14 protein-coding genes are annotated in these 15,158 nt (G+C 69.3%); 5 read left to right on the top strand and 9 right to left on the bottom strand.

Annotated elements, in window-relative coordinates:
• Window positions 1-5: 5 nt before the first annotated feature.
• Window positions 6-2,129, bottom strand: coding sequence for a carbohydrate porin (locus JOE48_RS12315; protein ID WP_210030104.1), 2,124 nt, complete (start codon window positions 2,127-2,129; stop codon window positions 6-8).
• A gap of 347 nt (window positions 2,130-2,476) precedes the next feature.
• On the opposite strand from JOE48_RS12315, the gene JOE48_RS12310 reads away from it, so the two are divergent.
• From JOE48_RS12310 to JOE48_RS12295, 4 genes are read left to right on the top strand one after another with little or no spacing between them, the layout of a single operon-like run.
• On the top strand, window positions 2,477-3,040 hold the full coding sequence (locus JOE48_RS12310) for an iron transporter (RefSeq protein WP_245252807.1): 564 nt from the start codon (window positions 2,477-2,479) through the stop codon (window positions 3,038-3,040).
• Between the two features lie 16 nt (window positions 3,041-3,056).
• Window positions 3,057-3,401, top strand: a complete 345-nt coding sequence (locus JOE48_RS12305; protein ID WP_409518577.1) for a cupredoxin domain-containing protein — start codon at window positions 3,057-3,059, stop codon at window positions 3,399-3,401.
• Window positions 3,398-4,831 carry a 4Fe-4S binding protein gene (locus JOE48_RS12300; RefSeq protein ID WP_210030102.1) on the top strand — a complete coding sequence of 478 codons (1,434 nt, stop codon included), beginning with the start codon at window positions 3,398-3,400 and terminating at the stop codon, window positions 4,829-4,831. Before JOE48_RS12305 ends, JOE48_RS12300 begins: the two co-directional genes overlap by 4 nt.
• 44 nt (window positions 4,832-4,875) lie before the next feature.
• Window positions 4,876-5,700, top strand: a complete 825-nt coding sequence (locus JOE48_RS12295; protein ID WP_210030100.1) for an FTR1 family protein — start codon at window positions 4,876-4,878, stop codon at window positions 5,698-5,700.
• Window positions 5,701-5,826: 126 nt separating this feature from the next.
• Here JOE48_RS12295 and JOE48_RS12290 read toward each other — a convergent pair whose 3' ends face one another.
• Together JOE48_RS12290 and sseA are read right to left on the bottom strand one after the other, a co-directional pair.
• Window positions 5,827-6,315 carry a hypothetical protein gene (locus tag JOE48_RS12290; RefSeq protein ID WP_210030098.1) on the bottom strand — a complete coding sequence of 163 codons (489 nt, stop codon included), beginning with the start codon at window positions 6,313-6,315 and terminating at the stop codon, window positions 5,827-5,829.
• 140 nt (window positions 6,316-6,455) lie between these two features.
• Complete coding sequence (sseA, locus tag JOE48_RS12285) at window positions 6,456-7,301, bottom strand: 3-mercaptopyruvate sulfurtransferase (protein WP_210030096.1); 846 nt, start codon at window positions 7,299-7,301, stop codon at window positions 6,456-6,458.
• Between the two features lie 397 nt (window positions 7,302-7,698).
• Here sseA and JOE48_RS12280 point away from each other — a divergent pair, with 397 nt between their 5' ends.
• Entirely contained in the window at window positions 7,699-7,932 is a 234-nt protein-coding gene (locus JOE48_RS12280) for a GcrA family cell cycle regulator (protein ID WP_192710123.1), read from the top strand.
• A 24-nt stretch (window positions 7,933-7,956) separates the two neighbouring features.
• On the opposite strand, the gene JOE48_RS12275 is transcribed toward JOE48_RS12280, so the two are convergent.
• From JOE48_RS12275 to JOE48_RS12250, 6 genes are all read right to left on the bottom strand, one after another.
• Window positions 7,957-8,934, bottom strand: coding sequence for a type II secretion system F family protein (locus tag JOE48_RS12275; protein WP_210030094.1), 978 nt, complete (start codon window positions 8,932-8,934; stop codon window positions 7,957-7,959).
• Between the two features lie 33 nt (window positions 8,935-8,967).
• On the bottom strand, window positions 8,968-9,966 hold the full coding sequence (locus tag JOE48_RS12270; RefSeq protein WP_210030092.1) for a type II secretion system F family protein: 999 nt from the start codon (window positions 9,964-9,966) through the stop codon (window positions 8,968-8,970).
• A 4-nt stretch (window positions 9,967-9,970) separates the two neighbouring features.
• Window positions 9,971-11,413, bottom strand: a complete 1,443-nt coding sequence (locus JOE48_RS12265; RefSeq protein WP_210030090.1) for a CpaF family protein — start codon at window positions 11,411-11,413, stop codon at window positions 9,971-9,973.
• 51 nt (window positions 11,414-11,464) lie between these two features.
• Entirely contained in the window at window positions 11,465-12,739 is a 1,275-nt protein-coding gene (locus tag JOE48_RS12260) for a CpaE family protein (RefSeq protein WP_210030088.1), read from the bottom strand.
• A 69-nt stretch (window positions 12,740-12,808) separates the two neighbouring features.
• Window positions 12,809-13,576 carry a CpaD family pilus assembly protein gene (locus JOE48_RS12255; protein WP_210030087.1) on the bottom strand — a complete coding sequence of 256 codons (768 nt, stop codon included), beginning with the start codon at window positions 13,574-13,576 and terminating at the stop codon, window positions 12,809-12,811.
• 18 nt (window positions 13,577-13,594) lie between these two features.
• Window positions 13,595-15,157, bottom strand: a complete 1,563-nt coding sequence (locus tag JOE48_RS12250; protein WP_210035719.1) for a type II and III secretion system protein family protein — start codon at window positions 15,155-15,157, stop codon at window positions 13,595-13,597.
• Between the last annotated feature and the right edge of the window lies 1 nt (window position 15,158).

Below are 15,158 nucleotides of genomic sequence, written 5' to 3'. Positions count from 1 at the left end.
CGCGATCAGAAATCCGCGTGGAGCCGCGAGGCGAAGAAATGCGCCGGCCCGCGGTCGCGGTTGTAGCCGGGATTCCCGATGAACTGATAGTCGAAGGTCAGGGTCACGAACTTGGTGAGGTTCAGGGCGTAGTAGGTCTCCAGCGCCCGCTCGGTGCCGTAGTTCAGCCGGCCGTCGCCGATCAGCAGCCCGTAATAGCCCGCCGCGAAGGCGGCCCGGTGCGAGGGCGAGAGCCCGTTCATCGCCGCGCCGATCCCGACCGTGTCGTCCGGCCGGTCCCAGGCCTTGCCCTTCAGCGACAGGCCGCCGGAAAAGCTCTGGTCGATGTCGGTGAAGGAGATGTTCTCCGTGCGCCCGTCGTTCAGGCTGGCCCGGGCGAACAGGCCGAGTTCCGGCGTGAGGGCCTGCTCCAGGTTGATGTAGCCGCCGGTCTTGCGCCGGGGGCGCCGGGTTGCCCCCACCGCGTCGTTGATATCGTCGAAGGCGCCCAGCTGCGTCAGCGTCACCACCTCCCGGTTGTTGGCCGAGACGCCAACATTCGAGAACAGCCCGAAGCGCAGCTTGCCCGGCTGCTCCAGCCACGGGAGCACGTAGCGCTGCTCGAACTCGGCGTTCAGGCCGGCGCGGCGGAACACGCGCGGGTCGAGCACGTCGCTCGACGGCTCCTTGGGCACCTGCGTGTAGGCGGCGCGGATCGCGAATTCGGGCCGGTTGTACTCGGCGTAAACCCCTTGCGTGAAGCCCGGGAGATTGGCCGGGAAGTCCCAGGCCGAGGAGCCCCAGAGCGACCAGTTGAAGAAATCGACGCGGGGATCGTGCGCGTAGATGTTGCCGTCGAAGAAGTCGCCCAGCGCGAACTTGCCGGCGATCAGCGTGATCCGCTCCGAATCGTAGCGGGTGGCGACCTGGTTCGGGCCGTCCGGCACCTCCACGGTCTCGCCGCCGAGCCCGAAGGTCTGCTTCACGTAGTAGCGGTTCGAGCGCAGCTTCGGGAATGGGGCGCCGGCCTTCTGCGCCTCGCCGTTGACGAAGCCGGCGACGCCCAGCGTCCGGGACAGGCCGAAGCCCTGGCTGAATTCGGGGTTGTAGTAGACCTCGGTGCTGTCGGAGAGCTTCAGCCCGAGGAAGATCGTGGCCGTGGTGGTCTGCCGGGCCTGATGCGGGACCAGGCTCTGCGCACCCGCGTAGGGCGAGCGGAAGCCCGGCACGCCCTGCGCGATCAGGGTGGTCTGCCCGTGCAGCGAGAAGCGGCCGGTGTCGCCGTTGTCGGGATCGTGCGGGGCGGTCTCGTCGGGGTCCGGCGGCACCCTCAGCCCGTCCGGGAACCACATCAGCCGCGCGAACATCTGATTCGAGGTGAAGCTCGCCCGGCTCGTCACCGGTCCGCCGCTCTCCCCCGGTATCGTGCCCAGCGGGAAGCGCCGGCTGCCGCCGAGGTCGATGTAGCGGTAGTCGATGCCCAGGGCGAGCGTGTCGGAGATGGCGTATTGCACGCCCGCGCCCAGGGTGAAGCCGACATAGCCGAGGTCCCGCCGGGCCGTGCTCCGGCCGCCCGTGTCGAGTTCCGGATAGTCTGCCAGGACGCGGGCGTTGGCGCCCGTGAGCCCGAAGCTTCCATAGATCAGGTAGCGGCCGAAGCTGTAGCCGATCCGCGCCCGCAGGCTCCCGTACAGGTCGGTCTTGGCGCGTACGATGTTGAAGGCCGGATCCACGCCCCCGAAGCCGAAGCCCGCGATGGTCGACGGGACGGGCCGCTTCAGGTTCGCCACATCGAGGCTGGCCTCGACGCCGTAGACCCACGGTCCGGTCTGCCAGTTCCAGCCGCCGAAGGCGCCGCCGACCGCGGTGGTGGCATCGCGACCCTGATCGCTGCGGCCTGTGGAGTCGCCGCTCTTGAAGGGAGGGATGGAGCGGCCGCCGATCGTGGTCGGGCCGAAGCTGTAGGCGCCGTAAGATCCGCCCGCGCTGCCCTCGAGACCGAGATAGCCCCCCGACCAGTCGGCGTAGCTGGCCGCCTCCGCGGGCGGGCGCTGTGCGGCGAGGTCCGCCGCCGCCGCCTCACGTGTGAGAAGCGGCAAGGTCAGCACGAGCGCTGCGGCGCTGGCCAGGTGCACGGAGGGGATCGTCATGAGATTCGCAACAGGAATATAGCACTTGCTAAATCGGCGTGCGGCCTCGTGCAAGCCGTGATCCGCGGTCGTACCCTGGCGGCTCGCGTTTTCCCGCGCCGGAACGCATTCTCGCTTCCCAGCGTGGCATTGCGGTGACGATCCCCAATTCCGTTTGTTGGTCAAGATCCGAGCGGGTGCGGCACGTTGAACCTCTTCGTGCGAATCGCTGAGACTTCCCGTGATCCCGACGAAAGACCAGGGAATACAGCGTGCGCCTTCGAAAGCGTCTTAGATTAGAATTGTTATTATTTGATTCTGCTGCGATTCCTGTTTGAACTTCGCGCACGAGGGCTTATGTGCGAGGCATGCGCGCTTCGAACGTCGTCCTGACCCTCCGCGGATTCGCCGCGGCCTCCCTTCTCGCGGTCACGGGCGTTGCCGTGGCCAAGGAGGTGCCGATCGGACCGCACGTAACCCGGAACGGGCTGGAGGTCGCCGCGGTCTACCTGCAGCCGATCGAGATGGATCCGCCCGGCATGATGCGCGAGGCCGCGCAGTCGGACATCCATCTCGAGACGGATATCCGGGCCGCGAAGGACAACCGCAACGGCTTCGCGGAGGGCGACTGGGTGCCGGCGCTCGCGGTGCGCTTCGAGGCGGTGAAGCTCGATGGCGACAAGCCCACGGACCAGAAGGTCTCCGGCATGCTGATGCCGATGGTGGCCAATGACGGGCCGCATTACGGCGATAACGTCAAGCTGTTCGGCCCCGGCCGCTACCGTCTCACGGTCACGGTGGCGCCGCCCGGCAAGGACAGTCATTTCGGTCGTCACGTCGACAAGGAGACCGGGGTCGGTCCGTGGTTCGAGCCCTTCGACGTGACCCAGGACTTCACCTTCGCCGGTGTCGGCAAGAAGGGCGCCTACTGAGAATCCGGAGTTGTCTGTGCCGTCCCGTCTGTTCCGTCACGTCCGATTCGCCGTCCTGCTGCTCGCCGCTGCCGCAGCGGCGCCCGCGCGCGCGGACGACCTGCCGGTGATCAAGGTCGAGATGCGCGACGGGGTGATCCTCCCGGCGGTCATCGAGGTGCCGGCCAACACCCGGTTCAAGCTGGAGATCTCGAATACCGGCCAGTCGCCGGCGGAGTTCGAGAGCACGGAGCTGAAGCGCGAGAAGGCGCTGGCCGCGGGATCGACCTCGGCGATCGTGTTCCGCACGCTCGACGCCGGGACCTACCAGGTGTTCGACGACTTCCACCCGGAGGCGAAGGCGACCCTGGTGGCCAAATGAGCGCGTCAACGGCAGCGCCAGGCTCCCTCACGCTGCCCCGCGTCGCGTCGCGGCGGGCGGTGCTCGACGCGCGGCTCGCCCGGTTCGGTGACGGGCTGCGCCGTCACGGCTGGATCATCCGGGCCATCCAGTGGCTGATCGTCGGCGTCTACGCGGTGCTGGTGATCGTCCCGGCACTGCTGCCGCTGCCCGGCAACGCCGCCCACATCTGGACCAACCTGACGCTCGCCGCGCAATTCGCCTTCTGGGGAATCTGGTGGCCCTTCGTGCTGGTGAGCATGGTGCTGGTCGGCCGGGCGTGGTGCGGCGTGCTCTGCCCCGAGGGGGCGCTCAGCGAGTTCGCGAGCCGCTGGAGCCGCGGCTATGCGGTGCCGCGCTGGATCACGTGGCAGGGCTGGCCATTCCTGGCGTTCGCCGGCACCACGGTCTACGGGCAGATGACCAGCGTGTACGGCTATCCGAAGCCGGTTCTCGCAGTGCTCGGCGGCTCGACCCTCGCGGCAATCGCGGTCGGCCTGCTCTACGGGCGCAACAAGCGGGTCTGGTGCCGCTATCTGTGTCCGGTGAACGGCGTGTTCGCGGTGCTGTCGAAGCTCGCCCCCGTGAGCTTCCAGGTCGACCGCGCCGCCTGGGCGGCCTCGCCGAAGCCCGCCCGGGGTTCGGAGGCCTTCAACTGCGCGCCGCTCGTGCCCGTGAAGGCGATGCGCGGGGCCGGGGCCTGCCACATGTGCGGCCGCTGCAGCAACCATCGCGGCGCGGTGCACCTCGCCCTGCGCTCGCCGAACCACGAGATCGTCCACGTGGCCGGCCAGGAGCCCAGCCTCGATCAGACGATGCTGATCCTGTTCGGCATGCTTGCGCTGGCGGTGGGCGCGTTCCAGTGGTCGGCGAGCCCCTGGTACGTCGATGCCAAGCAATCGGCGGCCACGTGGCTCATCGAGAACGGGACGACGTGGCCGCTGGAGCATTCCGCGCCCTGGTTCGTGCTCACGAATTATCCCGACCGCAACGACGTGATGACCCTCCTCGATGGCGCGCTGCTTCTGGCCTATATCGGCGCCGCGACGCTGATCCTCGGGGTCGCGCTGTCGGCGATGGTGGCGCTCGCAAGCCGCATCCTCGGCGGCTGGTCGCTCCGGCGATTCCATCACCTGACCCAGACGCTGATCCCGGTCGCGGGTTGCGGCGTCTTCCTGGGGCTCTCGGCGCTCACCGTCACGTTCCTGCGCGGCGACGGCATCGTGATCCCTTACGTGGCGGAGATCCGTGCCGGCCTGCTCGCCGGCGCGAGCCTCTGGAGCGTCTGGCTCGCCTGGCGCGTGGCCGGCCTCAGCGCCGGCGGACTCCGCCGGGTCGCAGCCTCGGCCTGCATCGCCGGCGCGGCCGCGCTGTCGGTGGCCAACTGGGTGCTGCTGTTCTGGATCTGGTAGCGCGGCCGGTGCACCCCGCAATCCTCTAACCCCTGGAGACCGCCATGATCGGCGCCTTCGTCATCGCCTTCCGCGAAGTCATCGAGGCGGGCCTCATCATCTCCATCGTGCTGGCGGCGACCCGGGGCATTCCCGGGCGGATGCGCTGGGTGTTGCTCGGGGTGGCCGGCGGGCTCGCGGGCGCCGGCCTCGTCGCCCTGTTCGCCGAGAAGATCTCCGACGCCTTCGAGGGCAACGGCCAGGACATCCTCAACGCCGCGGTGCTGATCGTCGCCGTGCTGCTCCTGATCTGGCACAACACTTGGATGAGCAAGCACGGCAAGGAGCTGGCCGGCGAGCTGCGCGCGGCCGGTGCGGCGGTGCGCTCGGGCGAGCGCGAGGCCGCCGCCCTCTCGATCGTGATCGGCGCCGCGATCCTGCGCGAGGGCGCCGAGCTGGTCCTGTTCCTGTACGGCCTCGTGGCGTCCGGCACCTCCGGGGCCGACATCCAGTTCGGCGCCGTTTCAGGGATCGGGGCGGGCGTGCTCCTCTCGGCGGTGACCTATCTCGGCCTCGCCTCGATCCCGAGCCGCTACGTGTTCTCGATAACCAGCGTGCTCATCATCTTCCTGGCCGCGGGACTCGCCGCGCAGGCTGCCCAGTTCCTCGCCAACGCAGGTGTGGTCGACATCCTCGGCCACACCCTGTGGAACAGCTCTGGGCTGATCGCCGAGAATTCCTGGCCGGGTCGCGTCCTGCACGCCCTCGTGGGCTACACCGACCGGCCGACCGCCCTGCAGGGGGTCGTCTACCTCGCCACGATCGTGGTCATGATCGGCCTGATGCAGTGGAGCGCCGCCGACAAGCGCCGCGCCATCCGGGCGGCCTAGGGCTCGGTGATTCCGGGCCGCCGACAAGCGGCCCGGGTCGACATCTCGGACCGCGCCCGACCAGTACCGCCGCACCGCTGGTCGATGCGGTGGAGCGGGTGCCGGGGCAGTCCCCGCCGGCGGCCCTCAGGCCAGCGGGGCCCATTTCGCGGGATCGGCCGGCTTCTCCTTGTAGATCGTCCCGGCGAAGTCGACGTGCAGCTCCGTTGCCGCCGCCTCGCCCCGGCGCGCCAGGACCTCGAAGTGCTTCGGCTTGCGGCGCGGCGCTTCCGCCGGCGTCCAACCGGCCGCGGCAACCGCCGCCAGCGCGCGTGCAGGATCGGCCGGCCCCTCGGGACGCGTGTCCGCCTGCTTGGATCCGGGCGCGTGATGAGGTTTCTTGTGATGGATCTCCACCGGATCCCGGCCCGCTGCCGAGATCCGCGTAACCTTGATCTCCGAGGGGCGACGCTCGCCCTCGAGGATCACGTGGAGACCGCTCGCCAGCGCGAACGCGTCCGCGCCTTTCGGCCCGAGATCGGCCAGATGCGTCTGGCCGTCCGCCTCGATGGTGAAGCGATGGGCGAAGACGTGCCGGATGGTGCCTGAGAGGGTAGTGGTGTCGTGAAGCGGCATGATTTTCTCCGTAGAGCGCCCAACCGCAGGCGCTTCCGATATATCGGAATTGATACGGAGCGTTCAAGAGGACCTCGGCATACCCGCAGCCCTGTGGCTGCGGGATCCGTGCGTCCGGATTTCGACGCGCGGGCCGCGGCTCAGGCGCCCGTCGCCACAGCCCGGGTCGGATCGGCGCCCCACTCCGACCAGGAGCCGTCGTAGAGACCTCGGGCCGGCCGGCCCATGGTTTCCAGGGCCAGGGCGATGATGGCCGCGGTCACGCCCGAGCCGCAGGTGGTCACGATCGGCCGGCTCGGGTCGACGCCGTTCTCGGCGAAGACCGAGGCCAGTTCCTCCGGGCTCTTCATGCGGCCGTCGCGCTGGAGCGCCGCGTAGTGCAGGTTGCAGGCGCCGGGCATGTGTCCGGGGCGGACACCGGGCCGCGGTTCCGGCTCCTCGCCGCGGAAGCGCGTGCCGGAGCGGGCATCCACCACCTGGGCCGAGCCGGTCTCCAGGGCGCGGGCGACGTCGGTCGCGTCCGCAACCGCGCCGTGATCGAGGCGGGCGGTGAAGTGCCGGCGCTCGGGCTGGCGCGGCTCGCCGTCCTCGGTGGGGTAGCCCGCAGCGATCCAGGCAGGGAGGCCGCCATCGAGCACCAGAGCGTCGCGCACCCCGAAGGTCTTCAGCATCCACCAGACCCGCGGGGCCGAGAACAGGCCTTGGCCGTCATAGACGACGATCTGCTGGCCGTCGCCGACGCCGAGCGCGCGCATCCGCGCGGCGAAGATTTCGGGCCGGGGGAGCATGTGCGGCAGGCTCGACTCGGTGTCGCTCATCGCGTCGAGGTCGAAGCGCCGGGCGCCGGGGATATGCGCCACGCGGAACTCGGCCTCGGGATCGCGGCCGGCCGCCGGCAGGTACCAGGATGCGTCGAGGACCACGATATCCGGGGCGGCGAGACGGTCGTGCAGCCAGTCGGGGGACACGAGGGGCGCATGGGCCATAGGGCAGGTCCGGCTCTGTTCGCGAGAGCGCGCACCAAATCACAGGTCGCACCGGGTTGCACGTCCGGGCGTTCGCCGAGCCGCGGCGTCGAGGCGGTTTCGTCAGGTCCGCGAATGGCAGTGCAGCGGCCCGTGATACGACGAGCTACGCATCCTGCACCATGGTCCGATGCAGCCAATGCAGGCTGGTCTTGTTTTAAAACGCCTTAACCCCAGTTACGACATCATAATCACGCCGTTCGCGTCGGTCCCCGTGGCCGGCATTGAGCCGGCCGCCCTGCAGGCCGGTCCGGTGGACGCGAGCCGGGGCACGGCCCAGCGAAAGGTGTTCCACCCTCCCTGACTGCCGGGGCGTCTTTTCCCGCCGAGCAGGATGCTTATTGAGCCGATCGATCCCATGAATCAACTCGTCCGCATGTCCCAGATCGGCGATGCCGAGACCGTCAAGGAACCCTCTGCCGACCTGCGCGTGCCCTTCGCGCAGTCGGGCGCCTTTGTGTGCAAGTACATCATCGGCGAGCCGAACGACCGCGCGATCTGCTGCGGCGCGCCCGTAGCCGACGGCAAGAGCTGGTGTGCCTATCACCGCCGGATCGTGTTCGAGCCGACCCGCCCCGGCCGCATCCGCTGAGAGAGCCGCCGGGCGCGCCGTCGGTCATTGGGTCCGCATGATCTGGATGACGGCCGGCGTGATGATGACGACGAACAGCACCGGCAGGAAGAACAGGATCATCGGAACCGTGAGCTTGGGCGGCAGCCCGGCCGCCTTCTTCTCCGCCTCGTTCATGCGCTGGTCGCGGCTTTCCTGGCTCAGCACCCGTAGCGCCTGACCGACCGGCGTGCCGTAGCGCTCGGCCTGGATCAGGGCGGTCGCCACGGCCTTCACGGGGTCGAGCCCGGTGCGCAGGACGAGGTTCTCGTAGGCCTGCCGGCGGTCCGGCAGGAACGACATCTCGGCCGTCATCAGGGCCAGTTCCTCGGCCAGCACCACCGAAGCGCCCGCGATCTCGGTGCTCACCTTCCGGAACGCGTGCTCGATCGCCATGCCGGACTCGACGCAGATCAGCGTGAGGTCGAGGGCGTCGGGCCAGGCCTTCCGGATCTCGGTCTGGCGCTTCTTGGCGGCGTTGACCAGGAACAGCTCCGGCGCCTTGATGCCACCGTAGGCCGCCCCGATCACCAGCCCGAACCGGACGAGGTAGGAGGTGTCGATCGCCTCCAGCACGAACAGGTAGAACACGGCGCCGACCACGCTGGCGCATGGGACGACCAGCCGGAAGAACAGGAACGCCGTCTCTGACCCCTGGCCGCGGTAGCCGGCCTGCATCAGCTTCCGCTTGGCCGTGTCGGTGCCGAGCCAGCGGTGGAGCTGATACCGCTCGACGATGGATTTCATGTAGGCCTTCGGCTCCACGCGCAGCGTGACCCGACTGACCGTGCGGTCGCCCTGCAGCCGCTCGCGCCGCCGGATCTGCTCGCGCTCGTCGCTGACGAGCTTCATCCGCTTGGCGAGCCTGTCGGTCTCGAAGAAGGGCTGTGCCACCGCGAAGGCGGTCGCGGCGGCCGCGATCGCGGTCAGCAACGTGCCCATGAAGCGGGGATCGAACAGCTTCTCCGCGATGGCGTCGATCATGAAGCGGTATCCGGCAACGGGAGCAAAAGCGCCTCAGAACTCGAAGGCGATCATCTTCTTGATCGTGAAGATGCCGATCGACATCCAGATGGCTGCGGCGACCAGGGCGATCTTGCCGGTATCGGTCGTCCAGAGCAGCGAGATGTAGTCCGGGCTCGTCAGCGACGTGATGCCCGCCACGCCGAAGGGCAGGCAGGCGATGATCGAAGCCGAGGCCTTGGCCTCCATGCTCATCGCCTGGATCTTGCCGCGCATCTTGGCCCGGTCGCGCAGCACCGTAGAGAGGTTGTTCAGCGCCTCCGACAGGTTGCCGCCCGATTGCTGCTGGATGTTGATCACGATCGCGAAGAAGTTCACCTCGGGCGTGGGCACCCGGTCGACCAGGCGGGTGACCGCGTCGCCGAGCGAGAGGCCGAGCGCCTGGGTCTCAATGACCGTCCGGAACTCGCTGCGGACCGGCTCCTCGGCCTCGCGCGAGACCATGCGGAAGCAGTCGCCGACCGGGATGCCGGTGCGGATGCCCCGCACCACCACGTCGACGGCGTTGGGCAATTCCTTGTTGAATTTCGCGATGCGCTTGAGCCGCATGCGGCGCAGCAGCAGGGCCGGCAGGCCGAACCCCCCCGCGAAGGCGGCGCCGGCCGCCGCGATCGGGCTGTCGGTGATGATGTAGAGCAGGAGCCCGAGGAAGCCCGCGAGGCCGGCCGAGATCAGGTAGAAGGTCTGCTTGGTCCAGGCGAGGCCGGCGCGGGCGAGCTTCAGCTCCAGCGTGGCCTTCGAGGCACCCTTGGCCTTCGCCTCGATCTCGCTCAGCGTCTTGGCGACCTGCTCGCGCCGATTGACCGTCACCCCCCGGATCGCCGCTCCGGAGGCGGAGACGCCGATCGATTTCAGGCGCTTGCTCGCCCGGCGCTCGTCGCCGAACAGGGGCAGGATCGCCACGTAGGCCACCGCCGCCACGGCGATGCCGATCAGGCCGGCGGCGATCGGCAGGTTGGACCCGCCCGCAGCGGCGATGGACAGATCGGGCATGCGCTCAGCTCCGATCGACGACCTCGGCGGCGTCGAGCGCCTCGCCGAGCCGGCGTTCCAGGCCGTAATAGCGGGCCCGCTCCCAGAATTTCGGCCGGCCGATGCCGGTGGACCGATGACGCCCGACCAGCTTGCCGTTCGCGTCCTCACCGACGATGTCGTAGAGGAACACGTCCTGCGTGGTGATGACGTCGCCCTCCATACCGAGCACCTCGGTGATGTGGGTGATGCGCCGCGAGCCGTCGCGCAGGCGCGTGGCCTGGATCACCACGTCGATCGAGCCGCAGATCATCTCGCGCAGCGTCTTCGAGGGCAGGGTGAAGCCGCCCATCGAGATCATCGATTCGATACGCGACAGGCACTCGCGCGGGCTGTTGGCGTGGAGCGTGCCCATCGAGCCGTCGTGGCCGGTGTTCATCGCCTGGAGCAGGTCGAAGGCCTCCGGTCCGCGCACCTCGCCGACGATGATCCGCTCGGGCCGCATGCGCAGGCAGTTCTTGACGAGGTCGCGCATTGTGACCTGGCCCTGGCCCTCCATGTTGGGCGGCCGCGTCTCGAGGCGCACGACGTGGGGCTGCTGGAGCTGAAGCTCGGCCGCGTCCTCGCAGGTGATGACCCGCTCGTCGAGCTCGATGAAGGCGGTGAGGCAGTTGAGCAGCGTGGTCTTGCCCGAGCCGGTGCCGCCGGAGATCACCACGTTGCAGCGCGACTGGCCGATGATCTTCAGAACCTCGGCGCCCTCGGGCGAGATCGCCCCGAAGCGCACGAGCTGCTCCAGGGTAAGCTTGTCTTTCTTGAACTTACGGATGGTGAGCGCCGGGCCGTCGATGGCGAGCGGCGGCGCGATGACGTTGACGCGGGATCCGTCCGGCAGGCGGGCGTCGCAGATCGGCGAGGCGTCGTCGACCCGGCGGCCGACCTGGCTGACGATCCGTTGGCAGATGTTCATCAGCTGCTGGTTGTCGCGGAATCGGACGCTGGTCAGCTGAATCTTGCCGTTGACCTCGATGAAGGTCCGGTTGGCGCCGTTGACCATGATGTCGGCGATGTCGTCGCGGGCGAGCAGCGGCTCCAGCGGGCCGTAGCCGAGCACGTCGTTGCAGATGTCGTCGAGCAGCTCCTCCTGCTCGGCGATCGACAGGACGATGTTCTTGAGCCCGATGATCTCCGTGACGATGTCGCGGATCTCCTCCCGCGCGGTCTCGGCATCGAGGCGCGAGAGCTGCGTCAGGTCGATCGCCTCGATCAGGGCGCCGAAGATCAGGCTCTTGGTGCGGTAATAATCCTCGGACCGGGCGTTCTCGACGACCGCCGGGGTCGCCTGCGCCGCCGGCTTGGGCGGAGCCGCGGCCTCGCGCTGGGCGGGGACAGCCTGCGCCGCAGTCCGCGCCTGCGGGACCGGCGGGGCGGCCGCCGGCGCGCCACCGATCTGTCGCCTACCGAACATGGGCCAGATCCTCGGCGCCGTCCTGAGGGACCTCTCGGGGAAGCGGTTGCATCACGAAGCCTTGCGGCCGGCGAGCACGGCGCTCGCGAACTTGGCGCTGGCGAACTTGGCGAGCAACGGCTCGAGAAGGCTCTGGCGCCCGCGCCGGTTCTCCGGGCGGCCGAGGGTCATGGCCGCGAGATCGTTGAAGAGCTCGGCCACCTTCGAGCCGGCCTGGATCTCGGCGATCATCTGGCCATTGTTGGCGGCGGTCCCGAACAGGGCCGGCTCGAAGGGGATCGTAAGCGCGACGGGGGCCTCGAGGGCCTTGGCGAACTCGGCGGCCCCGATCTCGGGGCGCTTGGGCACGCCGACGCCGTTGAGCAGGATGCGGGGTGACTGGTCGTTCGGGCGCCCGTGCCTGAGCGCGCCGAGCAGATTCTTGGTGTTGCGCAGGCAGGCCAGATCGGGACCGGCCACGATCAGGATCTCGTCGGCCGCGGTGAGGACGCGCTTCGTCCACGCGCTCCACTGGTGCGGAACGTCGAGGACCACGCAGGGCACGCTCGCCCGCATGTACTCGATCAGGGAATCGAAGGCCGGCTCGGAGAGGTCGATGGTCCGGTCGAGGCTCGCGGGGGCCGAGAGCAGGCTCAAATTGTCGCTGCACTTGGACAGCAGCCGCTCGACCAGCGCCGAATCCAGGCGCTCCGGGGCGAACACCGCCTCGGCGATGCCCTGCGGCGGATCCTGGTTGAAGTTGAGCGAGGCCGTCCCGAAGGCGATGTCGAGATCGGCGATCACCGTCTGGACACCCTGGCCGCGGGCCACCGACCAGGCGAAATTATGCGCCACCGTCGAGGCGCCGATGCCGCCCTTCACGCCGACGACCGCCACCGTGCGACCCACCGGCTTGACGCCGGGGGCCGTGAACAGGTCGGAGATCGCCGCGATCAGTGTCAGCGGCTCGACGGGGGCCATCAGATAGTCGGACACGCCGCGCTGGATCAGCTGCCGGTAGAGCGTGACGTCGTTGAGGTGGCCGATCACGAGGACGCGGGTGCCCTCGTCGCAGACCTCCGCCAGAGCATCGAGGTATTCGACCGGCTTGGAGCGCACGCCCTGCGTCTCGATGACGATGACGTTGGGCGTCGGCGCGTGCCGATAGGCCTCGATCGCGGCGCCGCCGCCGCCCATCCGGACCTTGACCTGCGCCTTCTGCATCCGCCGGTCGAGGGCGGCGCCCTCGATCATGGCAGCCGTCTCGCTGGTCTCGCAGAACGCCTGGATGGTGATCCGGGGCACCGGGGCAATCGTGCGCTCGGTTGTCTCGGACAGGTCTGCCATGACGGCACTTTCAGGTTCGCGTTCGGATCGCGGCGTTGGAAGGAGACGCGGTGGCTTTCGCGGTCGGCGTCAGTTGCCGACCTGAGACTTGACGGCGGTCTGCCCATCCTGACGCCATGCGGTTGACGGATCCTTGCCGTCGCGTAACTGGCCGATGTCCCTGACCCGCTTCACGGAGTCGATCCGGCCCTCGGGGCGCCCGCGCACCAGGTCGACCGGATCCGCGATCTGCGCAGCCACGTTCGCCTGCATGGCGCAGCCCAGGTTCCAGCTCGGCTTGTTGCTGTAGTCGAACGCGAAGCTGCTGGTCCCGACATCCTGGGGCCACAGCCCGCACTGGTCCGCCACCTTGGCCTGCATGCGCTGGAAGCTCAGACGGATCGGCGCGGCGAGGCTGGGCGCCGCCACGGCATAGCCGCTGACCGTGATCTCGCGGGCGCCAACGCCGTCCTGGCCGCCGCGCCGGCTCAGCGCCGCGGCCGTGCGCTCCACGGCCGCCGCCTGGGCCGGCGGAACGCCCTGGGGCACTTCCATCAGCAGGACGCCGCGGCCGAAGCGGCGGTATTCCAGCATGAAGGCGTCGACATCGGCGGCCTGGCGGGGGTCGAGATGGCCGATCCCCGTCGGGAAGACGTCGAGGCTGCGGGTCCCGTCGGCCAGGACGATCGGGTGGCGTGCGCGGTAATCCGACAGGTCGATCCCGCCGGTGGTCGCGGGATCGCTCTTGCAGGCGGCCGCGAGGGCACCGAGCGCGCAGGCGGCGAGTAGGCTCGCGGCACGGCGCGACGGAGCGGTCGATGGGCGTCCGGACACCGGTCGGGTGGTAGGTCGGGTCATGGCTTGCGATCCTCAGCCTTACTCGACGATGAAGCCGACGCGGCCGCGATACGTCCGCCCGAGCGGCGCCGCCGCGGTTGGGCCGACCGTGCCGTAGAGGCGGTTGATCTGGCCGAGCAGCACGGCCTGGCCGTCGGTGGAATCGACGAAGTTGTCGTCGGGCCGGCTGACCTGCTTCGGCTCCATCGCCCGGGCGATGTAGGGGGTGCACATGATCATCAGCTCGGTCTCCATGCGCTGGTAGTCGCGGGAGCGGAACAGCGCGCCGAGGACCGGCAGGTTGATCAGGCCGGGCAGGCCGGAGATCGCCTGCTTGTTCACCTGCTGGATGAGGCCGGCGGTCATCATCACGCCGCCCGAGGGCAGCTCGACGGTCGTCTCGGAGCGGCGCACCTTGGTGCCCGGCACCGCCACGGTCGAGTTGCCGACCGTGTAGCTGAAGCTCGACTGCTGATCGATCTCGGTGACGTCGGTGGCCACACGGATCGAGATGCGGTTGTCGGCGAGCACGATCGGGGTGAACGACAGGGAGACGCCGTAAGGTTTGAAGGTGATGCCGGGGGTGCAGAAGCCGCCGACCGCGCAGGAGGCCGAGCTGGGCACCGGAAACTCTCCGCCGGCCAGGAACTTCGCGGCCTCGCCGGAGATCGCGGTCAGCGTCGGTTCGGCCAGGATCCGCGAGACGCCGGCCTGCTCGAAGGCCTTCAGGGTCGCCTGAAGCGAGAAGCCGCCCGCCTTCACAGAGGCCTGGAGCTGGTTGGCCGCCGGCGCGCTGCCCCCGGTGATCGGGAACGGAAGGCTGTTGACCAGGGCCGGCGACGTCACGAGCCCGGTGGTCTGGTCGATCGCCGTGCTGAGCGGGTTCAGCGCCGACCAGTTGCCGGTGGTGTTGATCCCGAACTGCTTCAGGACACTGCGCGACACCTCGACGACGGTGACGCGCAGCATCACCTGGTCCTTGTTGCGGATGGTGAGGTTGTTGATCACCGCACCCCGCGCGCCCGCCGAGACGCCGCCGCTCGGCGCCCCCGAGGAGGCACCCCCGCCGCCGAGCCCCACGAAGGCGTTGGCGATGTCGATCGCCTGCTGGGCATCCGCGGAGGAATTCACCGAGCCCGAGAGCAGCACCGAGGCGCCCGACGAGCGCACGTCGAAGCGTCCGCCCGGGATGCTCTGGTTCAGGAGCTCGCGCAGGGTGCTGAGGTTGAGGTCGCGCGCCACGGTCACGTCGAGGGCGGCGATCTGGCGCCCCTCGGCATCCATCATGAAGATCGAGGTCGCACCGTCGGCCATGCCGATCACGAACACCTTGCGGGTCGAGCGGACGACGGCGTTGGCCACCGCCGGGTTGGCGACGAAGACCTCCTTGGCGTCCCGCGGCAGGTCGATGATCACGGAGCGGCCGGCGGTCAGCTCGACCCGTCGGGTCGAGGCAGCCTCCGCGGAGCCGACCGTGAGCACCGGCGCGGGACCGAGGGCCGGGCGGTCCTGCGCGGCGGCCGGCCCGGTCAGCGCGGCGATGAGGGCGAGGCCGCAGGCCGAATGGCGGGCCGGGCGGCGGAAGGCGAGGGGGGCGGTCATG

It is taken from the genome of Methylobacterium sp. PvR107, from assembly GCF_017833295.1.
In the GTDB taxonomy this organism is placed as follows: domain Bacteria; phylum Pseudomonadota; class Alphaproteobacteria; order Rhizobiales; family Beijerinckiaceae; genus Methylobacterium.
The sequence above is the reverse complement of the archived record's forward strand: the minus strand, read 5'-3'. Positions and strand labels throughout refer to the sequence as shown.